General features: G+C 42.7%; 28 protein-coding genes. 20 read left to right on the top strand and 8 right to left on the bottom strand.

All coding sequences use genetic code 11. The annotated features are described in order from the left end of the window. Positions 1-153 precede the first annotated feature (153 nt). Together CEF20_RS07385 and yidC are read right to left on the bottom strand one after the other, a co-directional pair. A complete protein-coding gene (locus CEF20_RS07385; RefSeq protein ID WP_100331198.1) occupies positions 154-1869 on the bottom strand; it encodes a methyl-accepting chemotaxis protein in 1716 nt (571 codons plus the stop codon). Between the two features lie 217 nt (positions 1870-2086). Further along, positions 2087-2815, bottom strand: coding sequence for a membrane protein insertase YidC (gene yidC, locus CEF20_RS07380; protein WP_100332039.1), 729 nt, complete (start codon positions 2813-2815; stop codon positions 2087-2089). Between the two features lie 203 nt (positions 2816-3018). On the opposite strand from yidC, the gene CEF20_RS07375 reads away from it, so the two are divergent. The 5 genes from CEF20_RS07375 (at position 3019) to CEF20_RS07350 (ending at position 8594) form a co-directional block, all read left to right on the top strand. Next, complete coding sequence (locus CEF20_RS07375; protein WP_232713395.1) at positions 3019-3843, top strand: GNAT family N-acetyltransferase; 825 nt, start codon at positions 3019-3021, stop codon at positions 3841-3843. Positions 3844-4025: 182 nt separating this feature from the next. Next, positions 4026-5030, top strand: coding sequence for a biotin synthase BioB (gene bioB / locus CEF20_RS07370; RefSeq protein WP_198508476.1), 1005 nt, complete (start codon positions 4026-4028; stop codon positions 5028-5030). A 331-nt stretch (positions 5031-5361) separates the two neighbouring features. After that, positions 5362-6954: a long-chain-fatty-acid--CoA ligase gene (locus tag CEF20_RS07365; protein ID WP_100331197.1), complete on the top strand. Its 1593-nt coding sequence runs from the start codon at positions 5362-5364 to the stop codon at positions 6952-6954. 580 nt (positions 6955-7534) lie between these two features. Then, positions 7535-7930: a CidA/LrgA family protein gene (locus tag CEF20_RS07355; protein ID WP_100331195.1), complete on the top strand. Its 396-nt coding sequence runs from the start codon at positions 7535-7537 to the stop codon at positions 7928-7930. Then, the gene (locus CEF20_RS07350; protein WP_100331194.1) at positions 7908-8594 is read left to right on the top strand and encodes an LrgB family protein; all 687 of its coding nucleotides are present in this window, start codon (positions 7908-7910) and stop codon (positions 8592-8594) included. The genes CEF20_RS07355 and CEF20_RS07350 overlap by 23 nt, the downstream gene beginning before the upstream one ends. 122 nt (positions 8595-8716) lie before the next feature. On the opposite strand, the gene CEF20_RS07345 is transcribed toward CEF20_RS07350, so the two are convergent. Next, positions 8717-10072: a TrkH family potassium uptake protein gene (locus CEF20_RS07345; RefSeq protein ID WP_198508475.1), complete on the bottom strand. Its 1356-nt coding sequence runs from the start codon at positions 10070-10072 to the stop codon at positions 8717-8719. A 193-nt stretch (positions 10073-10265) separates the two neighbouring features. Here CEF20_RS07345 and CEF20_RS07340 point away from each other — a divergent pair, with 193 nt between their 5' ends. After that, positions 10266-10541, top strand: coding sequence for a YkvA family protein (locus tag CEF20_RS07340; protein ID WP_100331193.1), 276 nt, complete (start codon positions 10266-10268; stop codon positions 10539-10541). Between the two features lie 59 nt (positions 10542-10600). Here the strand turns inward: CEF20_RS07340 and CEF20_RS07335 are convergent, their stop codons facing one another. Continuing rightward, positions 10601-11773 (bottom strand): LL-diaminopimelate aminotransferase, encoded by a 1173-nt coding sequence (locus tag CEF20_RS07335; RefSeq protein ID WP_100331192.1) that lies wholly within the window; start codon positions 11771-11773, stop codon positions 10601-10603. A gap of 176 nt (positions 11774-11949) precedes the next feature. Here CEF20_RS07335 and CEF20_RS07330 point away from each other — a divergent pair, with 176 nt between their 5' ends. The 7 genes from CEF20_RS07330 to CEF20_RS07300 all read left to right on the top strand — a co-directional run bounded on the left by CEF20_RS07330 (position 11950) and on the right by CEF20_RS07300 (position 15567). Further along, the gene (locus tag CEF20_RS07330) at positions 11950-12156 is read left to right on the top strand and encodes a DUF1657 domain-containing protein (protein ID WP_100331191.1); all 207 of its coding nucleotides are present in this window, start codon (positions 11950-11952) and stop codon (positions 12154-12156) included. Positions 12157-12213: 57 nt separating this feature from the next. After that, entirely contained in the window at positions 12214-13218 is a 1005-nt protein-coding gene (gene spoVAD / locus CEF20_RS07325; RefSeq protein WP_100331190.1) for a stage V sporulation protein AD, read from the top strand. A 13-nt stretch (positions 13219-13231) separates the two neighbouring features. Next, complete coding sequence (locus CEF20_RS07320; RefSeq protein ID WP_100331189.1) at positions 13232-13438, top strand: DUF1657 domain-containing protein; 207 nt, start codon at positions 13232-13234, stop codon at positions 13436-13438. 22 nt (positions 13439-13460) lie between these two features. Then, a complete protein-coding gene (locus CEF20_RS07315; RefSeq protein WP_100331188.1) occupies positions 13461-14321 on the top strand; it encodes a DUF421 domain-containing protein in 861 nt (286 codons plus the stop codon). A gap of 151 nt (positions 14322-14472) precedes the next feature. Beyond that, positions 14473-14832 (top strand): replication termination protein, encoded by a 360-nt coding sequence (locus CEF20_RS07310; protein ID WP_100331187.1) that lies wholly within the window; start codon positions 14473-14475, stop codon positions 14830-14832. Between the two features lie 27 nt (positions 14833-14859). After that, on the top strand, positions 14860-15234 hold the full coding sequence (locus CEF20_RS07305) for a PH domain-containing protein (RefSeq protein WP_100331186.1): 375 nt from the start codon (positions 14860-14862) through the stop codon (positions 15232-15234). Between the two features lie 189 nt (positions 15235-15423). Continuing rightward, a complete protein-coding gene (locus CEF20_RS07300) occupies positions 15424-15567 on the top strand; it encodes a YrzI family small protein (RefSeq protein WP_100331185.1) in 144 nt (47 codons plus the stop codon). A gap of 199 nt (positions 15568-15766) precedes the next feature. Here CEF20_RS07300 and CEF20_RS07295 read toward each other — a convergent pair whose 3' ends face one another. The 3 genes from CEF20_RS07295 to trhA all read right to left on the bottom strand — a co-directional run bounded on the left by CEF20_RS07295 (position 15767) and on the right by trhA (position 17540). Then, a complete protein-coding gene (locus CEF20_RS07295) occupies positions 15767-16093 on the bottom strand; it encodes an AzlD domain-containing protein (RefSeq protein WP_100331184.1) in 327 nt (108 codons plus the stop codon). Further along, positions 16090-16797, bottom strand: coding sequence for an AzlC family ABC transporter permease (locus CEF20_RS07290; protein ID WP_100331183.1), 708 nt, complete (start codon positions 16795-16797; stop codon positions 16090-16092). The genes CEF20_RS07295 and CEF20_RS07290 overlap by 4 nt, the downstream gene beginning before the upstream one ends. A gap of 98 nt (positions 16798-16895) precedes the next feature. Beyond that, positions 16896-17540 carry a PAQR family membrane homeostasis protein TrhA gene (gene trhA / locus CEF20_RS07285; protein WP_100331182.1) on the bottom strand — a complete coding sequence of 215 codons (645 nt, stop codon included), beginning with the start codon at positions 17538-17540 and terminating at the stop codon, positions 16896-16898. A 247-nt stretch (positions 17541-17787) separates the two neighbouring features. Between trhA and CEF20_RS07280 the strand changes: the two genes are divergently transcribed. Then, a complete protein-coding gene (locus CEF20_RS07280) occupies positions 17788-19521 on the top strand; it encodes a methyl-accepting chemotaxis protein (protein WP_100331181.1) in 1734 nt (577 codons plus the stop codon). Between the two features lie 61 nt (positions 19522-19582). On the opposite strand, the gene CEF20_RS07275 is transcribed toward CEF20_RS07280, so the two are convergent. Then, entirely contained in the window at positions 19583-19732 is a 150-nt protein-coding gene (locus CEF20_RS07275) for a YozQ family protein (RefSeq protein WP_157796215.1), read from the bottom strand. Positions 19733-19937: 205 nt separating this feature from the next. On the opposite strand from CEF20_RS07275, the gene CEF20_RS07270 reads away from it, so the two are divergent. From CEF20_RS07270 to CEF20_RS07250, 6 genes are all read left to right on the top strand, one after another. Then, the gene (locus tag CEF20_RS07270) at positions 19938-20363 is read left to right on the top strand and encodes a DUF2935 domain-containing protein (protein WP_100331179.1); all 426 of its coding nucleotides are present in this window, start codon (positions 19938-19940) and stop codon (positions 20361-20363) included. A gap of 183 nt (positions 20364-20546) precedes the next feature. Beyond that, the gene (locus CEF20_RS07265; RefSeq protein ID WP_100331178.1) at positions 20547-21509 is read left to right on the top strand and encodes a helix-turn-helix transcriptional regulator; all 963 of its coding nucleotides are present in this window, start codon (positions 20547-20549) and stop codon (positions 21507-21509) included. Positions 21510-21584: 75 nt separating this feature from the next. After that, complete coding sequence (locus CEF20_RS07260; protein WP_100331177.1) at positions 21585-22217, top strand: type 1 glutamine amidotransferase family protein; 633 nt, start codon at positions 21585-21587, stop codon at positions 22215-22217. Positions 22218-22499: 282 nt separating this feature from the next. Next, the gene (locus CEF20_RS17490) at positions 22500-22580 is read left to right on the top strand and encodes a putative holin-like toxin (protein WP_408607807.1); all 81 of its coding nucleotides are present in this window, start codon (positions 22500-22502) and stop codon (positions 22578-22580) included. A gap of 272 nt (positions 22581-22852) precedes the next feature. Next, positions 22853-23197: an ASCH domain-containing protein gene (locus tag CEF20_RS07255; protein ID WP_100331176.1), complete on the top strand. Its 345-nt coding sequence runs from the start codon at positions 22853-22855 to the stop codon at positions 23195-23197. An 18-nt stretch (positions 23198-23215) separates the two neighbouring features. Beyond that, entirely contained in the window at positions 23216-23650 is a 435-nt protein-coding gene (locus CEF20_RS07250; RefSeq protein WP_198508503.1) for a hypothetical protein, read from the top strand. Positions 23651-23713: the final 63 nt, after the last annotated feature.

The raw sequence follows: 23713 nt of genomic DNA, 5'->3' as shown, positions 1-23713 counted from the left end.
CTTTTATGCACGGGGATAACCGGATGAGGCATTCTAGTCAGGCACAAGAACGGAGCCGCTGCGTTTTTCCGCTTAAAAAGAGCGCAGGCAAAGTCTGGAATCACTTTGCCTGCACTTTGACCGGAAACGATAGACGTCCAGTCTGCTTGTTTTCTAATTAGGCTGCAATGTAATTAATATGTCGTCGATACACTGGACGACGCTGTCGGAGGCTTGTTCAAGGGATTGAAGCGCTTTTTCCGCTTCCTTTAACTGACCTTGCTGATAATAGGACGCTGCCTGTTTCGCTTGTTCATGTACGAGACGATGAACCGCTTCTAATTTTTGAAAGCTGTCAAATGACTGAAATCTCTGTTGCGTTGCTTCAGCACAATACCATTGGCCAAGGCGGCAAGCGCTATGGGAGGATACGTCATCCGGCGTCATGCTTTCCAATCCAAGGAACATATTATAAATGCGCCACTTCCAAATATAATGATCGGTTTTCGAAAGCAGCAACAATGCAGCTGTGGACAGAACGATTGTATTATCGTCCACAATATGCAGTCTAAAGCGGTTCATTTGCTTGCCGAGTTTATGAAGCGCTGCGCCTGTCCGATCTCCTAAAAGACGGATTTGCTCGGTCAAACCGGCAATCTCTTGCATTTTATGATCCATTTCATCCATGGTTGCGGATTGCTCCTGTGTCACGGCTGCTGTGCTATTAATATCTTCATTGATCTCGCTGATGGTATCTACAATTTCGGTCAGCAGCGGCAGTGAATCCTTCGCTTCTGAAACCGCTTTTTTTATGACGGAGGCTGCGCCTTCAATGGAATCAGATACATCGGAGGAGAAGGATTTTAAGCTCGCTACGTTTTCATTTACTTTCTTTAACGAATGAACGGTGCTTTCAGCTAATTTGCGCACTTCTTGCGCCACAACAGCAAAGCCCTTGCCATGCTCGCCTGCGCGAGCGGCTTCGATCGAGGCATTTAAGGCGAGAAGATTGGTTTGATCAGCAATATCGTGAATGAGCTGCACGACATCTTCAATGGACGAAATGTTTAATTGCAGGCGAGAAAACTTCTTTACAATTTCTAAAAAGACCGATTCGGTATTGAAAATTTCATCCAATGCTTCAGAAATGACTTGGCGGCTGTAGCTCGTTCTGTCGACTAAAATATTTGTTTTTTCAGACACAGAGGAAGCAGCCGCTGCCACTTCATTGATGGCCACTGTCATTTCGTCCGCTGCTGCAGTGGTTGTCTGAATATCTGTATTTTGCTTATCCAAAAGCTGAATGAGGTCTTTAATAAACATGATGTTGGTCGTTTGATTCATTAAACTGCTGATTTCCTCAATCACTTGCTCCATCATTTTTTCAGAAAAGCTCTCCGTCAGCAGCTCCTGATCAATATTAACTGCTTTTTGGATAGATTGCATATACTCTAAGCAGGTTGAGGGCTTTAACCCGAGATAATGTACGGTGTTTGTAATAACATAGAAGTTGAACTGGTTGAAAAGGACGATTAATTTCCCGAGATTATAATGACTGTCTCGCAATAAATAAAAAAAGGCCAGCGATTCAGCAACATAGCGTTCGTCGCGTGCTTTTGTAAAAAAACGGCGGATGTAGCCGGCAATATCCTGCTGGGAGAGCGGTACCGAATGAGGCTCTCGGCATTGCTGTAAGTAGGAGGTGAACAATGAAACCATATCCTCTTCCGATTCCTTCATCTTCTCGAATAAATCGCGAATTCTTTGTTCATCCTCCGCGTTAAAATGATTGTAGGCAAGTGTTTGCTGAAATCTGCCTTCCACGGATGAATCAGTTCCAAACTGAGCCAGTAATGAAGCGGTGGCCCTCGGCCTTAAATTTGATAGCATACTTACGTCCTCCTATTTTCCCTTTAAATGGTTTATTATAGCTGAAATGTAAGTCCAAAGACCTATCATGAGTAATGTAACGAAAAAACAATGAAAATACAAGACTTTTAATTGAATGCAACGGAAAAAGACAGAAGAAAAAAAGAGGAAAGAGTGATTGGAGGAGGAAGTGCACGGATATTAAAAAGGGAGCTATAAAAAGCTCCCGGCTGGTTCATTATTTGCTTTCTGTCGGCTGGTGGGTGGAGTACCATTTCTTGCTCAGCCATGTTTGCCCGATTAAAAACAGACCGCTGACTGCCCAATAGAGAGGAAGAGCAGCAGGAGTAGTTAAAGAAAATACAAGAATCATTACCGGTGACAGCAGGCCGATGATTTTCATTTGCTGCTGTTGCTGCTCGGTAACATTGATCATCGAGACCTTAAATTGGAAGAAATACATGACTCCGGCAATCAGAGCCATCGTCAAATCCGGCTGCCCAAGTTCAAACCACAGAAAGTTAGCTGTTTGAATATCTTCGGAAATTCTGATGGCATAAAAAAGCCCCATCCAGATCGGCATCTGCAAAAAGATCGGCAGGCAGCCCATGGCAAGCGGATTAATATTATGCTTTTGATAAAGCGCGAACATTTCTTGCTGGATTTTTCGCTGTTCTTCTTGATTTTTTGCCGCTTTCAGCCGTTTTTGGATTTCCTCCATTTCAGGCTTAACGACCTCCATCTTCTCTCTCATGATCTGTTGTTTTTTCATAGAGTTGAGCATAAGCGGAAGCAAAATTAAGCGAACGGCTAAAGTAATCACAATAATCGCATATCCGTAGTTTCCTAACATTTCGCCTAGAGAGTGAATGAGCTGGACAAAAGGATTCACTAAATAATCATGAAAGAAATGCCCTTCTTCTTCAGCGCTCTGACAGCCGGATAGAATGAAAACGGATGTCAGCATAAAAGCTGCTAATAATGATGTTTTTTTCAACGTAAAGCTCCTCCTACATGTCAAAGACACAAAAACTGCTTATAAAACTAAAATGAGTATACCTTAAAATGACAGGGAGTTCAAACAAACAAAAAGCGCAAGAAAAACTGGCTGATTCTTTTTTCTATCTTATATAATATAAAACAAAAACATGATGAGTAAAGGAGATCAGCATGACGCAGAATTATACCATTCGTTTATTGGAAACCTATGAAGATTTTAAAAAGATGTCAGATCTGGAGCGTCTTATTTGGAACATCGAACCGATTCCTGAAAACCAAACGATGATCGCCCACAAAAACGGCGGATTAGCTATAGGTGCTTTTCAAGGGGATAGATTAATCGGCTTCAGCTATAGCTTTGCCGGCTTCAAACAGGGAAAAAGTTATTTATGCTCTCATAACCTGGGCATTCACCCCGATTATCAAAAGCAAGGAATTGGGGATGCCCTGAAGAAAGTGCAGCGAAGAGAAGCATTAAAGCTGGGGTACACATTCATTACCTGGACCTATGATCCTCTTGAAAGTGTCAATGCCTATTTAAATTTAACGAAATTAAAAGGCATCTGCCGCACATACATAGAGAATTGCTACGGGAACATGCCCGACAGCTTCAGTAAAAACATGCCTACAGACCGCTTTCAAGTAGAGTGGCCCATCAATGAAACTTATGTTGATCAGGAAAACGAATGGAGTGAGGAAGGAGCAAAGCGGGCTGGCGAATGGTCGGTATCCTCAGAAGGCGCCCTGCTGCTTTCAATCTCATCCTTTACCAGCGAACCGGAAAAATGGCTGGTACCCGTTCCGAAAAAATTTCAGGAATTAAGGCAGCAGCATCCGCAAGCGGCTCTGGATTGGAAGCTGAAATACCGAAAGCTATTTACCGCGCTATTTGCCCGCGGATATGCCGCTGTTAAGCTAGTGAAGCAAGAAGATGGTCCCGTTCATTATTATCTGCTCATAAAACAAAAGCAGCTGCCTTTTTCATCCCGCCTGTAAAATGCGGCAGGAGGGCAATATGCCAGCGAAAGAAAACCCTCTGTTTGAAGGGGCATTTTATAAATTGCTGTTCAGGAAAGATCACAAATAAGTAAACTAAAAAGAAAAATAAGTTGACTGAAAAACTCCTTTTCTTTTATATTTAAGAAGATCGTTAAATCAAACAAAAAGGGGAGAGTCCTGTGATCAATTGGAATGAATTAGCAGACAGCGTGCTTGCAGGAGAGGAAATAACGGATGAACAAGCGATGTCTATTTTGAATTGCCCGAATGATGAGCTGCTGAATTTATTGCAGGCGTCCTACCGGATCCGCCGTCATTATTATGGAAATAAAGTGAAGTTAAATATGATCATTAATACGAAATCAGGTCTTTGTCCTGAAAACTGTGGCTATTGCTCACAGTCGATCCGATCATCCGCACCAATCGAAAAGTACAGGATGATGGGGAAGGAAGAGATTCTTTCCGGGGCGAAGCAAGCCTCTGCTTTGCAAGCAGGGACTTATTGTATTGTTGCCAGCGGGCGCGGACCGAGCGATAAAGAACTGGAACAAGTCACGGAAGCAGTGCGGGAGATAAAAGAAAAGTATCCATTAAAAATATGCGCTTGTTTAGGATTATTAAAGCCTGATCAAGCAGAGAAACTGAAAGCGGCAGGGGTTGACCGCTACAACCATAACATTAATACATCGGCGAACCATCATGAGCAAATCACGACCACTCATACATATGATGACCGTGTTGCGACGATTGAGAAAGTTAAAAAATCAGGTATCTCCCCTTGCTCGGGAGTGATTGTCGGCATGAAAGAGAAAAAAGAAGATGTCATCACGATGGCCCGCAGCTTGAAGGCTTTAGATGCCGACTCCATTCCCGTTAATTTTTTGCATGCGATTGATGGGACTCCGCTAGAGGGAACTCATGAATTAACCCCTCGCTATTGTCTAAAAGTTCTCTGTTTATTCCGCTTTATCAACCCTGCAAAAGAAATTCGGATTTCTGGCGGGCGTGAAGTGAATTTGGGCTCCCTGCAGCCGCTCGGCCTTTATCCAGCCAATTCCATCTTTGTCGGAGATTATTTAACGACTGCGGGTCAAGAAACGACAGCTGATCATAAAATGATTAAAGAAATGGGCTTTGAAGTCGAATTTGCTTCTCCATTGGTTGAAGAGAGGATCAATCATTGATCGCGGGACTGTCTAAAAGATCCATTTTGAATTAAGCACATTCAAATGAGCAACCCAAGAATGCTAGTTTTAGCGCATTCTTGGGTTTAACTTTTTTTGTTTTCAAGGAGGGTGACCATGTTCCGGTCTGCACGATGCAGTGCAAGTCACATAGGCGCTGCAATGGCGGCCTTCGTTTTTTTATTATCAAATTGGGGATGATAGAACGCCGGCTGTATGAAGGCCTTTCCTTCCATATTCAAGAAAAGCATATTGAATGTTCGTTCATTATTATGATATGATTTGTTTGTTGGAATTTTTAAAAAATTCGACCAAATGAGGGGGATGGAAGATGAACGTGCCTTTGGTGCTGCCACAGTTTTTGGATCGGGCTGTTACTTACTATGGAGAGAAAACAGCTGTTATTACTGAAGATCGGATGTTTACATACCATGAACTGAATGCAAGAATTAATCAGCTTTCGCGCGGCTTAGCAGAGCTTGGCGTTAAAAAAGGGGATAAAGTAGCCTACCTTGCTCCTAATTCACTGGAAATGCTCGAAGGATTTTATGGAATCTATCAGCTGGGGGCTGTAATGGTTCCGTTAAATATCCGTTTAAAGCCTGAAGATTATGCATTTATGCTCAATCACAGTGAATCGAAAATATTGCTGATCGACCAAACGCTGTATCCGCTTATAGAACCGGTTAGAGATCAGCTTGCGACCGTCGAGCATATCATCGTTCATTATAAAGATAAGCATACAAAAGCGATCGGATATGATGAATGGCTTGAGCGATTTTCTGAAACCGCTTTCGAACGGACGGAGCTGGAGGAAAATGATGTAGCCAGCCTTTTATACACAAGCGGAACAACAGGCAATCCGAAAGGGGTCATGCTCACCCATAGAAATAATTATATCCATGCGATGTCGGCTATGCATACCCTGCGCGTGTCTGATCGTGACGTTTATTTGCATGTGCTGCCTTTGTTCCATGTCAATGGCTGGGGTTCCCCTTTTTACTATACAGCAAACGGCGCCACTCACATATGCTTAAGAACGATAAACCCGGAGGCGATTTTCAAAGCGGTGCTCGCACATGGTGTGACGGTCATGCATATGGCCCCCACTGTATTAAATTATCTTTTGCAGTACTACGATGAAAACAAACCACAGATTAAACAGGAGATTCGCGTCGTGATTGCCGGCTCTGCTCCGCCGCCTTCCTTTGTGAAGCGGGTAGAAGAAGAACTTGGGTGGGAGTTTCTTCAAGTGTATGGAATGACAGAATCCTCGCCTCTTAGTTTGTGTTCTTCCATCCAATCCTCTTTTTTAGACCATTCTATGGAGGAGCAATATCGCATGAAAGCAAAAGCCGGCTATGCTATGATCGGATGCCAAGTGAAGGTCGTGGACGAACTTGGAGAGGAAGTAGCGCATAATGGTCGGGAAATCGGAGAAGTGGTTGTCCGCAGCAACGGGGTGATGAAAGGGTATTGGAAAAATGAGGAAGCGACAATGGAGGCTTTGAGAAACGGCTGGCTTCACACAGGAGATATGGGAACAGTGGACGCATATGGACATATCGATATTGTCGACCGAAAAAAAGATATCATTATTAGCGGAGGCGAAAACATTTCATCCATTGAGGTGGAAGGAGTGCTGTATAATCATCCAGACGTATTAGAAGCAGCAGTGCTTGCCGTTCCCCATGAAAAATGGGGAGAAACGCCGCATGCTTTCGTGGTCAGACGCCCGGAAGCTAAGCTAACGGAACACGAGCTGATTCTATATTGCCGGAATCATCTTGCTCACTTCAAAGCGGTCACAGGGGTGAGCTTTGTTGAAGAACTGCCGAAAACAGCTTCCGGAAAAATTCAGAAAGTCCAACTTCGCAATGATTACTGGAAATCAGAGGGGAAGACGGGCCGTTTCGTGAATTGAGAGGAGGAAACGGAGAATGGTTTTTTCAAAAGACAAAATGGAGCTGTTCTGACGGGAAAATAGGCAGACGCCGCCGGATGCTGAAATCGCTGGTTTTTATAGCAATGCGCTATAACAAAAACATGCGATTTCAGCATGACATAATCGGTGAAGTGCCCGCTGGCCGCCGGCGTTATCGGTTTCAATTGAATGTCCTGTGGCCTAATGGGATGTCTGCGTTCTTTAAAGAGGGCAGGGGGGCCTACCGGAATATAAGCGGAAAGAGAAGGGGGTCCTTGCCATTTTGAAAGAGAGGAGCCCAGTCTCAAAAATTCTAATCTCTAAAATGGATTTCTTTCATCAATTGATAAGTCTGATGCTCTGATTGAACATTTAGAGTTCCATTCCCGTGCATTTGTTCTAATTCTGCGAAATCCGAAGGCTAGCACTTTCAGGTCTTGCCGGCGCTATTTTTTCATATCCTTTAAGTAAAACGGAAGAGGGAGGGTTTATAAGCCTTGCGGCGCTTGAGCATAATTGCCGAATCCAATTTTATCAAGCGATTAATAGAGAGGAATGGCGGCTTGAAAGGAGCTTTTTGATGAAAGAAGGATGCTTGTTCAGTATACAAATCGTTATTTTATGGGGAATCAACCGATTCGGCTATTGGCTTGCCGATCTTTGGCAGCTGCCGCTCCCGGGAAATGTTTTGGGGATGCTTCTTTTGTTTATGCTTTTAGTTACGAAGGTGATAAAGGTTGAGTGGGTGGAAAGAGGCGCTGCATTTTTAAATAAACATCTTACCTTCTTTTTTATCCCGATTGCTGTGGGATTAATGATGTACGGCGAACTAATTGTCAAAAGCGGCCTGGCACTTGCTGCAGTGGTCTTTGGCAGCTCCCTGATTGGCTTAGTCATTACGGGCGGCGTTACACAAACTCTTGCAAAACGAGCGGAGAAGGAAGTGGTTCGCAATGAGCAGCACCACAGCATTTAGCATCGGGGCGACCATCATGGTATATATGCTGGCTCGCCGATTAGCGATTCGGATGCCCTCTGTGCTGACGACACCGGTATTTACTAGTACGGCCGTTTTAATACTTCTGCTGATTGCTTGCGGAATCTCCTATGAGGAATATACGCCGGCAAAAGAGATCATGATCTATTTGCTTGGTCCTGCTACCGTAGCGCTCGCCGTTCCTCTCTATCATAACCGTGCTGTGCTGTATTCCAGAATGCTGCCGGCTTTAATCGGACTGACAACTGGAACCGTCGCGACGATCACTTCAGCTGTATGGCTTGTCAAAGCATTTGGACTGTCAGAAACGGTTGCTGCTGCAGCCGCAGCGAAAGCAGTGACTACGCCGGTTGCAATTGAAATCTCACGCCTAATTGGCGGAGATCCGGCACTATCAGCTGCTTTCGTTATGGTAGCCGGGATGTTTGGTGCCATGTTTGGCCCTTGGGTGTTAACAGCCGCGCACATCAGTGATCCTTTCTCTAGAGGAATGTCGATCGGAACGGTGTCTCACGGAATCGGTACTTCTCAAGCGGTAGCGGAAGGTGCATTGCAAGGAGCTGTCTCTGGCGCGGCGATGGGATTTGCCGCCATTCTGACCTCTGTATTGCTGCCATGGCTGTTTCCGCTCATATATAACTAGCAAATGAGATTATAAGCAATATTTATCATGTGCAAAATTCAAATATCTATCGGATAAACGGAATTCAGTTTGTTTAGCTGTCAATAAAAAAGTGAGGATCTGCGCGCAGATCCTCACTTTTTTTATCCAATTAAAATCCGTTCTCTCGGGTAATGGAAGCTTTCTTTAATTTCTCGACCGCGAATGATAAACAGCAGAGAAAACAGACCGATGCGTCCGATAAACATGAGCGCAATAAGCAGCAGCTTGGCGGGAACTCCCAAATCAGCAGTGATTCCGAGGGAAGAACCCGTGGTGCCGAAAGCTGAAGAGACTTCATAGATAATCTTGACAATCGGCAAACCAGGTTCTAAAAAAGAAAGAAAGATAATGGATCCTCCCCAGATGAAAAAGCCGGTCGACACGACAACAAAAGCTCGCTGAATGTCGATTGGATGCACTTCCCGCTTGAAGATCTTAATCGTATTTTTTCCTCGAGCAAAAAAATATACGCTAAGCATGGCGATTGCAAATGTCGTTGTGCGCAAACCGCCGCCGACACTGCTTGGAGAAGCGCCAATAAACATGAGAGTCGAGATAAAGAGCAATGTAGACATTGAGAATTCATTTAAGTCAAGTGTTGTTAAGCCTGCGCTTCTAGCTGCAATCGACTGAAAAGCAGCATAGAAGAAAGATTCATGCCATGATTTGTCCGCAAAAAAGTGAGTTCGGTCAAGAAAATAAATACCGAGCGCTCCCAGTACGGCTAAAATGCCATAGACTGTGGTTGTCAACTTTGTAAATAAGGAAAAGCAATATTTATGCGGGCCTCTGTACGTTAAATAGTCTTTAATTTCCACGAGAACAGGAAAACCAATCGCTCCAAGGACGATCAGAATCATATTAATAAATTGAACAAAATAATCGTCTTTAAAAGGAAGGAGGGACTGGCCCGTTATATCGAATCCTCCGTTTGTTGTAGCGCTGATCGCACCGAATAAACCGTGCAAAAAAGCTTCATTGGCTGTCGGATAGTATTGCAAGAGATAGATGCCTAAAATGAGCGTGCCGGCGGCTTCAATGCCTAGAATCAACAGAAAGATTTCCCGCATCAGCTTAACAAGGCCCGCCAAATCTGTTCGGTTTTGATCAGCCATAATCAGCTGGCGCTCGCGCATGCCGATTCTTTTGCCGACAAGAAGCCAAATAATCGAGCTTAATGTCATAATCCCAACTCCGCCGACCTGTAAAATACATAAAATAAAGAAGTAGCCGATCGTGTTAAAGGTATCCACAATTCCAACCGTCGACAACCCAGTTACGCTCAGCGCGCTGACCGCAACAAACAACGCATCTATTAAGGATAAATCGACACCCGGCTTATGTCCTATCGGCAGCAGAAGCAGCCCGGTCGATAACAATGCTCCAGTTAAATACAGCACTACAATTAGCTGAAAAGTCGACAGCTTTAAGGATTTCATTCTTTTCGATTCTTTCATATCATCCCTCTTCAATTTTCGCAATGTTAAAAATCCACATCCTATTATATATAAAAGTGTAAGGATTTAAAATACATTGTATAGAATGCCGGCGGCTGTGCAAAGGATTGACATTCGTTCACTTGAAAAATTTTCACAGCCATGATACTTTTAAACATACTATCTAACCGCTGATCAGCTTAAAAGGTATACGATGAAAAAGATATGGAAACGGGTGCGGTTTCTGCTGAATATCCGGCGTTTTCTTCCGTTTTTAAAGGATTTCTTTATCAGCAGTGAAGTATCGTGGGGGAAAAAGGCCCTTTCCGTTGGATTTATTGCCGGATACTTTCTTTTGCCGTTTGATCTCATTCCTGATTTCTTTGCAGCCATTGGAATTGTTGATGATTTGGCTGTTTTTGTCTTTATCGTTCAGCAAATGATCAACATGGCGCCGGCTTCTTTAGCCGCCAAGCATCAATTAAATTAAACGAAAGAGCGGGCTAGCCAATAAGACCTTTGTTCTTATTGGCTAGCCCGGCTTATTTTTTATGCTCTTTCAGAAATGACAGCGGCTAATCTTTGAGCGGCTTCGGCTAAGACTTCCTCTGGATGAACAAGGGCAATTCTTACATAACCTTCGCCGTTTTTTCCAAAAGCCACTCCAGGCACCATTACGACACCAGATTCGTCAATGCAGGTAAAGGAAAATTCTTTAGACGACCAGCCTTCCGGGATCTTTGCCCAAAGAAACATCCCTCCTGATGGCTTATCGACGAGCCAGCCAATTTTTCTCAGCTCATCGACGAATCGGTTGCGGCGGCGTTCAAACACAGCTCTAACCGTTTTTCCGATTTCTTCAGCATGATTCAGTGCGGCAATTCCCGCAGCCTGAATTGGAGCGAACACCCCATAATCTAAATTGGATTTGAGCTGAGTAATCAGCCGAATCATGTGCGCATTTCCGGCGATATAAGCAATTCTGGCTCCAGCTAAACTGAAGCTTTTAGACAAGGAATTAATTTCAATGCCGACTTCCTTCGCTCCGGGAACGGATAAAAAGCTTAATGGACGTTGACTATCAAAGTAAAATTCTGAATAAGCTGCATCGTGAAGCACAACAATATTGTATTTCTTGGCAAAATTGATGACCTTCCGAAAGAAATCCTCGTTAGCCACTGCCGGTATCGGATTGCCCGGATAATTCAAAATGATCATCCGCGCTTTATAGGTCACTTCCTCGGGAATGGCGGATAGATCCGGCAAGAAATTATTTTCCTTCGTTAAAGACATAAAGTAGGGCTCGGCTCCCGCGACAGCAAGGCCCGTTTCATAAGCTGTATAGCCCGGATCTGCAACAAGAATTGTATCGCCGGGATCGGCGAATACAAGCGGCAAATGAACAAGCCCTTCCTGTGAGCCCATTGCATGGACAATTTCCGTTTCAGGGTCAAGCGCAGTATGATATACGCGGCGGTAATAGTGAGCTACCGCTTGGTAAAATGCCTTCGTGCCGGATAAAGTGTAACCGTATTGGCTGGAATCTCCCGCCAGTTCTGATAATGTTTCGCAAACAGCAGCCGCTGGCGGCAAATCCGGACTGCCTAAGCTTAAATCGATGATTGTCTGTCCTTCTTCCTGCTTTTTTAATTTATAAGCTTTTAATTCGCTAAAAATGGACGGGCCAAATTGTTCCATCCTTTTGGCTACATGAAAGAACATTTTGCTACCTCCAGTACACAGTTATGTAAATAGGCAATTTAAAATATTTTAGCATACAGAATGAAAAAAGAAGCAAAAAATGATCATTTATCATGTTAAATACCGCAAATTTCCAAAAATAAATTGCCTCTGTTTGTTTAAACTAGTAGGGAACTGACCATAAGGAGGAACTGACCATGACTGTAATCAACGATTTGAAAACAACGATGGCAGGATTGAAAAGCGCACAAGCCAGCTTAGAAAGCTTCGTTTTAGCGACAGATAACCAGCAAGCTAAGCAATTGTTCCAAACGGCAGCGAGCCAAACACAAACGGTGATTGATACGCTGCAGCCAAGAATTAACGAAGTGGAACAAGAGGAGCCGCAATACAAAAGTGAATAAAAGCATTATGTGCAAAATTCACAATTAAAGAATTAAGTGCTGGAGGTGCGGGATAGGGTGGAAAGAAAGCGAACATGGGTCTTTGAGAACAAGCCGGTAATCATTTCTACTGGAACCGTCGGGGGGCCGTTTGAAGGAAATGGACGGATCGCCGAAGATTTTGATGTTCTTCATGGCGACTTGTGGCTAGGGCAGGAAACATATGAAAAAGCCCATAAAAAGTTAATTGAAGATGCTTCTTTCCGGGCAATTGAAAAAGCGAAATTGCAGAAGGAAGATATCGAATTTTTCTTCGGCGGAGATTTAATTAATCAAATCACCCCGACTAGCTTTTCGGCGAGAACGCTTGGAGTGCCTTATATCGGGTTATTCGGCGCTTGTTCAACGTCTATGGAGGGTCTGGCTTTAAGCTCTTTCATTATTAACAGCAAAGGGGCTCATTATATTTTAACCGCTGCCTCCAGCCACAACGCAGCGGTAGAGAAGCAATTTCGTTATCCCACTGAGTATGGCGGCCAAAAGCCGCCTACTTCACAATGGACGGTAACAGGAGCCGGCGCTGCCATTGTGGCGCAGGAGGGGGATGGTCCAAGGGTGGTTTCGGCCACGATCGGGAAAGTAATTGATATGGGATTAACAGACCCTTTCAATATGGGGGGAGCGATGGCCCCAGCAGCCGTTGATACGATTATCAGCCACTTAACTTCTTTAAAGCTCGATCCGGCGCATTATGATTTAATTGTCACCGGCGATTTAGGTTCTATCGGACGCAGAATTGCTTTTGAAATGCTGACGGAGCGGGGGATTTCCATTACGGACAGGCAATTTCAAGACTGCGGGCTCATGATTTATAAGGACAGCCAGCCGGTATTTTCAGGGGCGAGCGGAGCGGGCTGCTCGGCTGTGGTCGGGTACGGTCATCTGCTGAAGCGCATGAAAAAGGGAGAGCTGAAAAGAATTCTTATAGTAGCAACCGGCGCTTTGCTTTCACCGCTGTCCTACCAGCAAAATGAATCGATACCGTGCATTGCTCATGCGGTTTCGATTGAATATCAGCCTTAAAGGAGGGTTCCCTATGACGGTCGCATCTGATGTAAAGACGTGTACAGCGGGTTTAAAGCATGCGGAAGCTGTGTTCAGCAAGCTGGCTATGCTGTCGCAGGATCAGGAGTCGCAGAGAGTCTTTCACGAAAGCATGGAAACACTGCATGACGTGATTTCTCGAATGAATCAGCGGATCTATGAACTGGAAAAGGCAGAGCCGCAATATCAAGGATTTTAAGCATAAGTAAAGGAGATTACGAATGCCACAGTGGTTAGATGTTACACTTCGCTCCCTTTCTTTTCTCATTGTATTGTTTATTATCACGAAGTTAATTGGCAAGCGGCAAATATCTCAATTGTCCTTTTTTGAATATATCACGGGCATTACAATCGGCAGCATTGCTGCTGAAGTATCCTTGGTTCGTGAACGTTCTGTTTTAGACGGATTAGTGGCGATTGTTATTTGGGGGCTGATTCCTCTGCTAGCGGGTTATCTTGCTTTAAAAAGCAAGGCATTTCGCGGGGTAGTGGAAGGGTCGTCCACCATTTTTATTAAAGACGGAAAAGTGCTGGAAGAGAACTTAAAGAAGGAAAAATATACGATTGATGAATTGCTGTCGCTTTTGCGGAAAAACAATATTTTTTCCATTACCGATGTGGAATATGCCGTTTTAGAGCATGACGGCAGCCTAAACACTTTATTAAAGAAAGACAAACAGCCGCTGACGAGAAAAGATTTAAATCTTCCGCAACTAAACGAAAAAGAGCCCCATACGATCATCATGGACGGCCGATTGCTCTTGGACTCGCTTGCTGAAAGCGGGAAGACAAAAGAGTGGCTCAATGAACAGCTGGAGGCAGCGGGAGTTTCTCTGGAGAATGTATTTATCGGACAAGTGAATACCTATGGAGAGCTTGATGTTGATGTATACGATGATCAGCTGCAAACACCAACACCTCAAGAAAGACCATTATTATTGGCGAATTTAAAAAAGTTCGCGGCGGATATGGAGTCATTTGCACTTTCAACCAATTGTACTAAAACGAAGAAAATGTATGAGCAAAACGCTGCGGCGCTGCGAGAAGTCATCCATAAAGTCACCCCATATTTACAAAGCTAGCGAGCATCTGTAAAGCCTAAGATGCTCGCTCGATCTTATTTCACTATGTGCAAAATTCAAAATATGAAAAACAGTAGTTACATCGCTCCATATTTGCTACAATATACATATAAAATCTTCCGACAAGCATCTAAAGGACGGTGAAGCTCTTATGGCGAGGGGCGAAGGGAAATTTTTAATCAAGCAGCGGGCGTTTTTGAAATTATTCATGATTCATTTTGTTGAGGAAAATCGTTTGTATGGCATGCAAGCGATGGATGAATTAAAAGCGACGTTTAAACAATTTGGGTATGAACCGAATCATTCAGAAATTTATCGATCCCTTCACGAATTAATTGATGACGGCATTTTGAAAAGGCATAAAAAGCTGCAAGAAGGGGCGAAATACAAGGAAGTGGTCATTTACCAATTTGCGGATTATGAAAAAGCAAAGCTATATAAAAAGCAAGTAAAAACAGATCTCGACCGCAGCATAGGATTGTTAAGAAAAGCTCTGGAAGATATATTTTAATCAACAGCAGCATAAGGAGTGAAATCAATGGGATTATTTGATGGATTAATTGGCAATGCCACAGAAGCGGATATTAAAAAGGTAGAAAAAACGCTGAAATTGATTATAGCGGATGGAGAGCAGATAGAGAAGGCATTTCAAATTTTGCGCGATTTAATTGTATTTAGCAATAAGCGGTTAATCCTTATCGACAAGCAGGGAATGACAGGGAAAAAGATGGAATATCACTCCATTCCTTATCGCAATATTACTCACTTCAGCGTAGAAACAGCTGGAACATTTGATTTAGAAGCTGAATTGTTAATTTGGATTTCTGGTGTGGAAAATCCGGTCGCTAAACAATTCAGGAAGGATAACAGCATATTCGAAGTACAGCGGACATTAGCAGCATATGTTCTGTAGCCTTTATAAATGAGCGAAATGCCCCTTTTTGTTTTTTTAGAATAGTGTTGCTATTTATTTGAAGGAATGGATATACTTAGAGAGGCGGCTGGCGTTATTTCGCCAGCCGCCATTTACCATTTGGCCAGCTTTCATCCGTTACTTCCTAGGCAGAAGCATGATTTGCTTTCTGAAGGGAGGTGAGTACGAGTGACGATCAATCTGATTTTTGCCACCATCACGATTAAAAGACGTCAAAAAACGATGGAAGACTATTTTCACGAACAGCGCGTGAAAGAGATTTATGAAGAATTGCAATACAAACAATCCGACGAAATTCAACGGCTGTTCTAAAAATGAAAAACAAGAAAGGAGAATGTTCATATGATTAAATTTCAAACAAAATTACTGAATGCATTATATATTTGGAAGGATTCTGCCTAGCGAGCTGGCTAAGTAAACATGGATAGAATTCAATTTAACAAAGAGAACTCTTTTGGACGTATTTCCCATAGAGTTCTCTTTTTATATGACCTCCCTTTAGGGAAGATATTTACAGGAAAGCTCTTAAAGCTGCCATCGCCGCCACACCAAAAATGACAGTTATCAGCAGGCTTTTCGTCCATAAAGCGATAAGTATAGTGGGCATTAAGACTAAAAAGGTTTCTGAATCCACCTTGGGCCGCTGGGCAGAATTTTTCGTCAGCACACTTCCTATTACGAGTGCAGTCAATATGCAAACAGGGATGAAGGAAAGCCATGTCATAACCGCTTGAGGCAGGCGCAGCTTCCGGACAATCAGGAAAGGAGCGACTCTAGGGACAAGCGTCACAAGCGCACAGCCGATAATAACTAATAAAACAAAGGGATGAACCGTCATGGTCGAGTCACCACACCAATCGTTGCCACAATTAAGGTGGAAAGAATGACAGCAACATCAATGGAGAAGAAGAAAGAGAGAGCATACATACAGATGACCATGGAAGTCATTAAAAATAAGTTATGTTTTACCTGTGACCGCTTGAGGCTCTCCAATTGTAAAACGAGTAAAGCAATGAACATCGCTGTTAAAGCAAAATCCAATCCATACGCTTCCGGATCCGGCACCCACTTGCCCAGTAGCGCGCCAAGAATGCAGGATGCAACCCAAGAGACATAAGCGGTGATGTTCAATCCGTTCATCCAGCGGTCATTTACCGCTTTTCCACTAAAGATCCGGCTGGCGGCAACCCCGAATGATTCATCGGTCACAAGTGATCCTATCCCGATGTTTTTCCATACAGAATATTGAGAAAAGTGAGGAGCTAGTGTAGCGCTTAATAAAAGATGACGTAAATTAATGATAAAAGTTGTGAAAATAATGGCAGCAGCCCCGCTTGAAGTCGCCAGCATCCCGGAAATGATAAATTGAGCGGCACCTGCGTATACAAGCGCGGACAAAAGCGCAATTTCCAATATGCTAAGCCCGGAGGATACTCCGATAACCCCCGCTGCAAAGCCTATACTGATGTATCCCAATAATGTGGGAATGCAGTCTTTGACGCCCTGAGTAAAGGTCAATTGTTCCGCTTTTATTGGCTCCATGTGGAATCCTCCTATTCATTTAATTAGCAGTTCATGCGCTTATGGTGGCGCAACAGCTGAGAATGATAAAAAAGAATCGCCAGTTGAGCGATTCTTTTTTAAATGCCTGGCAATAAGTAAAGCACGGAAAAGAAGTGAGAAACACTTCCGGCTAACACAAACAAATGCCAAATCATATGATGAAATTTAAAGCCTCTCCATACATAGAATACCGCTCCAATCGTATACAAAATGCCGCCAGTAACTAACAAAACAACACTGTTTGACGAAATATTTTGTATGAGCGGTTCCCAGGCAAACACAATCAGCCAGCCCATGACAACGTATAATATAGTAGATGTTTTTAAAAATCTCTTTACATAGAAGCATTTAAAGACCGTGCCGATCAGTGCCAGCCCCCAAATGACCCCAAATAATGTCCATCCGAGAGTTCCTTTGACAGCTAAGAACAGAAATGGCGTATAGGTGCCCGCGATAAATAAATAAATGGACGAGTGGTCGAAAATTTCGAATAAATCTTTGACCTTTCCCCGCGGGAAACTGTGCACTAATGTAGAGGATAAATAAAGCAGCAGCATGGTAATACCAAAAACCATAAAGCTAACCACATGCCACACATTTCCATAAATGCTGGACAAAGCGATCAGCAATGTTAGAGCCGCGATGCTGAAAACAGCTCCAACCCCATGAGTGATGGAGTTAGCGATCTCCTCTCCGCGGGAAAATACATGGGTATTTGCCATGAAAACACTCCCTTCAAGAAACCTATCTTTATCTTATCACATATGTCCATTTTTTGTTCCTCCTCGGCCCTTTTTCCATTATAATATTAAAGTATTTCCAAGGAGTCTAAAAATCGCCAGCATTTTTCTTATAACCTGGAAGCAAAAGCAGATTTATGTCAGTTTCTGCGCTTGCCGGGGAAATAATGGCCTATAAGCTTACGGAAATATTGATGATACACTACTGAAGGGAGAATCACTGTATTCAATGAAAAAAAGATCACTTATCGCTCGCAGATTAACAGCCGTAACATTCGCTATCCTCCTGCTGATATTGGCGGCTGCGGTTCTGATTCTTTCGGTGCATACCAATTCCACCATTGAGAAAACGATCGGCAGTCAAGGAATCCATTTAGGGGAACAAGCAGCTTCCTTTATTGATAAGGAGGATTACCAAAAATTCGCTGAGAACCCAGAAAAAAATGAGACATACTGGGCTATCAGAAAACAGCTGAACGAGCTGAAGCAGCATATAGGCGCCAAGTATCTATATACGGTAAGAATTGAAAATGATAAAGTGCAATTATTAGTCGATGGGGAAGAGAAAGATGCAACGGAGTTAGGAGAGTTTTTGCCTGCTATTTCAAACAAACAGGTTTCTCCGGCGTTAGAAGGAAAGCCGGCATTTACCGAGATTATCGATGATCCTGAATTTGGAAAATATTTATCTGTTTTTGTTCCGATTACATCAGAGCAAGGGGAAGTCATTGGTGTGCTGGGCCTCGATATTCCGGCTGAGCAGGTTGATTCTATTCAGTCTGAAACATTAAAGCAAACATTGCCCTTTATGATCGGCCTGCTGATCGTCATTATTCTTCTCGCTTGTTTCATTCTTTACTATTCGATCAACCGCTCACTTCAGCCATTATCGAAGTTAAATACCGGTTTAGATGAATTAGCAAAGGGGCGAATTGGAGAAGCGCTAAATAGCGTGACAGAGATTAAAATAAAAAAAGAAGATGAAATCCAAACCTTCACAGCTAATTTTACCGCGACCGTATCGCACTTAAAGAAGATGATAGAATCGATTTACACCTCATCCTCTGCCTTTATGAATTCAGCTAAAGAATTAGCCGCTGAGGTGCAATCGGTGAAGGCGGCGAATGAAGAGATCGTTTCTCATGCGCATCAAATGGCAAAAGGCAGCCAAGTACAGATGACTAATCATTCAGAATCCGCTCAAGCAATGGAAGAAATGGCGATTGGCGTACAGCGCATTGCGGAATCATCTTCTTCGATAGCTGAAACAAGCAACGGCGTAACCGAATTAGTGGATAACAGTTATACGCAAACAAAAGCGGCCGTAGCAGAAATTAATGATGTAAAGGCATCCGTGATTAAGTCGAATGAAGAGATCAAGGACCTTGGAGATAAATTCAAAAACATTGAGGAAATGGTTTCTGTCATCTCTTCTATATCCGAGCAAACGAATTTATTGGCATTAAACGCCTCCATCGAAGCGGCTCGCGCAGGTGATCATGGCAAGGGCTTTGCTGTTGTAGCCAATGAAGTAAAAAAACTCGCAGAAGAATCAACGGTTTCAGCTAAACACATCACAGAATTGGTGAGAGGGCTGCAAGCCGTCACGGATGAAGTCATTCAGCTTGCGGATGTCAGCACGAAAAAGGTGGAGAGCGGAACAAAAACTGTGATGGATGTAGGAGAGTCCTTGCAGCACATTAGAAGTTCGATTCATGAGGTAAATCACCACATTCAAGAAGTTTCCGCTGTTACAGAGGAATTATCGGCCGGCTCAGAGGAGGTCGTGGCTTCCATGGACAGCATGGCGGATATCTCAAAAAATAATGCCGATCAAGCGAGCCAAGTAGCCGCCGCTTGTGACCAACAAAAAGAGGCGATGAACAAAATAAATGAATCGAACAAGCGGCTGCTTCAATTATGTGAAGGTCTTGAGAAGACTGTAGAAAAATTCAGCTTGTAAGCTTTAGCTTGCTTGTGCGCAAAAAAAGAAAAGAGCTAAACACTCTTTTCTTTTTTTTGCTTCAATGTTGCTGTTCTTCATCCATGGTTCCTTCGTTATAAACGTCGCTGATTTGTTCTTGAATCAGCGCTAATCCGCTTTCCTCGCCGGCAGCGGACTGGTTATTTTCTGCTTCATGGGGCATGGCTTGCTTTTCTTTTTTCTTATTCATTGTCATCATCCTTTACTAGCAGCATTCCTTCTTAGTTTAAGCGATCACTGCTTAATTATGCGCTCGCATTATTCCTATAAATCCGCTACCCAAGATACTGACCCATTGCACTTCCGCAGAAATCCATCCGTTAGTTGAACCTGTCATGAATCCTTTTAAAAGGACATACCTATAAGTGGACAGACAACTAATAGGAGGGAAGAGCATGCAATTTTATTATGGGCCGCAAATGCCGCTGCGCATTTTAGACGAAGCGGAGTTTTGGAAGCATCAAGAGGAAGAGCATACCGTTGTGATTCGTGAGCTGCTGCCTGATTTAGAGAAGAAGTATACAGAGGCATTACACAAATGGGAAGAAGCCTTTTCTGAAACCCACCAGAAGATTGTTCGGTTGATTGAAGCAATTACTCGTTCAGGAAGCTACGTTCCCGCAGTTTTGTATCAGGAAATGTTAAAGCTCACGGAATTTTGCATGCAGCAGAGTGAACAGTTTATTGAACTTTGCCGTCAAATTAAAGAAAAAAGCAAGGCTGTTCAAAAAAATCCAGTAGCCAAAACAGTTCTTAATCACATCATTCGCGAGTCTGAATACTTCATCGGAATTTCGAAAGCCCTGCTGTCTGTACAATAGTAACAATAGCTGCTGGGCTTATTACGATGGCTCAGCATTTCTTTTATGCTTTAGAGATAAAGAAGGAAAATTTAAAGGCCGATTAAAAAATATCATAAAAATCATGTTAGAATGAATTACGCGGTGAAGCATATCGTGATTTATATAAAGGAAGGAATATCTCCCATATGGAGGCAGAGTTATATGCCTAAAATCGACAATATACTAGCAATTCTATGGATGCTTAGATCAGGTAAAAAAATTACTGCAAAACAAATTTCAGAAAAGTTAGAGATGAATATAAGGACTGTCTATCGTTATATTGATACACTTTCAACAAGTGGCGTACCTATCATTTCCGAACCAGGACATAACGGGGGATACACTTTATTGCCCCATTTTATTGAGGCTCCTCTTTTTTTTGATATGGAAGAGCAAACCGCTCTTTATCATGCTGCTGTTTTTGCAGAAGAAGCCGGATATTATGGTGGTGAAGCACTAAATAGGGCTATTTCAAAGCTAAGTAAATATTCAAATCAAGAGCAGGAAACAAAGATAAACCAACACTTAACCAGTCTTGAAGTAATAAATCGATTAAATTCCTTTCCCGTGAAACCTTTCTTGAGAGAGTTAGAGAAGGCCGTAGCTGACGGATACACTGTAAAAATTCAATACTGTAAAAGTGGAGAAGAAGAATCAAAGTATAGGCTGTTTGATCCGTACAGAATTATTTATTGGAATAATAAGTGGTATATGATTGGATTTTGTCATCTTAGGAAGGATATCCGAAGTTTTAGAGTGGATCGAATGGAAAGTCTAAGACCAATCGAAAATAAGTTTAACCAGCCAGAAAACTTTTCAGCACGTGACTTTTTTATGAAAAACCTCCTTCCAACTATAGAAGATAAAACAGGGAGCACTCCTTTAGTTATCAGTGGAAACAAGGGGGCGTTAGATGACATTTGCCAACATTGGTTTTTAGAACATTATTTACAAGAACGGACTTCAAATCAAGCAGTATTTCTTCTTGAAAAAGATGTGATCCATACATATATACCTTATCTACTTTTACCGTACGATAAATCTATTCAAGTTATACAACCAATAAGCCTTAAGGAAAGACTCGTTGAAGTTCTGTCGGAATTAATAAAATTTTATCAAGGATGATAACTTCCCTGACGTTAGCTGTCAGGGAAGTTATTTTATAATAGGCCATATCAATTGTGATTGGAGTGTTAATAGATGCAAGCCAAAAAAGTTTATCTTTATGTATTTAATACAATGTCAGACTGGGAATACGGCTATTTAATTTCTGAACTGAACTCAGGAAGGTATTTCAAGAAGGATCTAGCACCTTTAAAAATAACTACAGTGGGAGCTAACAGAGAAATGATTACTACCATGGGCGGGCTGCGCATAATACCGGATATTTCCCTAGATGAATGTACCCTTGAAAGTAAAGATCTTTTCATTTTGCCAGGAGGGACTACTTGGAGGGAAGATGTTCATCAGCCTATATTAGAAAGAATTGGCCAAGCTTTAAAGCTTGGCACTATTGTTGCTGCAATTTGTGGTGCAACTGATGCCCTCGCGAATATGGGATACTTAGATACTAGAAAGCATACAAGTAATAACTTAGAATATACTAAAATGGTATGTCCAAATTATAAGGGAGAAAAGTTCTATGAGTTGGGATCTGCGGTATCTGATGCGAATTTAGTTACTGCCTCAGGAATAGCTCCTTTGGAATTTGCAATGGAGGTACTAAAAAAAATAGATGTATTTACACCAGACACATTACATTCATGGTATAACCTAAATAAGACTCATAAACCTGAATATTTTTTCCAGTTAATGAATTCAATAAACGAATGAAGTAACCAAAAAGCTCAATTTCTCTATTTTTATTTGCAGAGATGTTGGGCTTTTTAATTTAGAGTCCCCTTATAGTAGAACAAAGAAGTTATTTATTCCCCGAGATCGCTCCTCCATAAGGCCCGGTATTAGAGCACTTCAAGGTTACATAAGAATTCTGCCCGCTGCTGAAACGTACGTTTGGACTTATGTTATAATAAAAGAACAATAGATTGGGTTTCTCAAGGGTGGTCGGCGCGCTCCTCCGGTTATGTATTCACAGCAGGAGGGAGGTGGTGCCGAATGACAGTGTTTGAAGCATTAACGTTAATGATCTCATTTGCGGGTCTCGTGGTGCTGATTCTGTCAACAAAGAAAAACTAAAACCGCCCTTGAGTAATAGGCGGCTCGGGCGGTTTTAGATCGTCTTGGCGCCGATCCCCATAGGGAACCAGCTATTGTATCGCCGCTTGTGATGTGTCCAGCATCTCAAGCGGCCTTTTTTAATGTACGGATATGTAATAATATTATACATCAATAGGAAGGATTTGAAAACAGATGTCGGCCGGAAAAGCGAATATTCACCCGATGATCTTTGCTTTCTCTCTTAAAGAAAGTATAATTAGTAAGACTATATTGTAAAGGTGGTTACTTACATGGCGAATGAGCATGCGCAATTGCCTCCCAAAACATGCACGATCGAACGCTTAGTAACAGTGAAAGAAGATGTTGAAAAAGTTTTGAACGGACAAAAAACAGCCACTCGCCGCAATGGCCGATATGCAGATGTCGGCGAGGTGATGACCTTGGAAGGAACAAACTTTGTTGTTGAAAACGTGTATCGCCAGACGCTTGGCGAACTGACAGATGAGCACGCCAAACAGGAAGGATACAATAGCGTAGAAGAGTATAAAGAAGCGATTTTAGCGATGCATCCCGGTATGCCTTGGCTTCCGCATATGCAGGTATGGGTTCATGAATTCCGCAAAGTGCAAAAGTGATGTTGTAAGTCAGTGGACATCCTTTATCAGGTCCTTGTCTATATTCATGTAATGAGTGCGGTGCTGTCTATCGGTCCTTTTTTCGTATTGATTCCTCTTGTCAGACAATTATACAAGGTGCAAGCGGAAGTCCAGGCTGCATATCTCAGCATCTTTACTTTTTTGGTTCGGCTGGTGAAGCATGCCGGGCATGTGCTGGTAGCATCCGGTATTTTACTCATTTTAAAAGGCCCATGGTCATGGACAGCTTCCTGGATTGTCATGACTGTGCTTGTGATGGCTAGCTCAGTGTTTTTCCTTGCTCGCGCTTTTTCCCCCACACTAAAAAAATGGAATGAACCCGATTCGGATAAGAAAAAGCTTGCGGACAAACTACATCAGTCGGTATGGATTTACATCCTGCTGCTGATGCTAATGCTTTGGTTTATGGTGGCCAAACCGATCATGTGGTAGATTATGTGAATCTCCTCTTGCTAGAATAGTCTGATGGCTGATAAGAAAGCTGCCTCTCCAGTA

The organism is Bacillus xiapuensis (genome assembly GCF_002797355.1).
Taxonomy (GTDB): Bacteria; Bacillota; Bacilli; order Bacillales; family Domibacillaceae; genus Bacillus_CE; species Bacillus_CE xiapuensis.
Note: the sequence above shows the minus strand (reverse complement) of the source record. Positions and strands in the feature narration are given on the sequence as shown.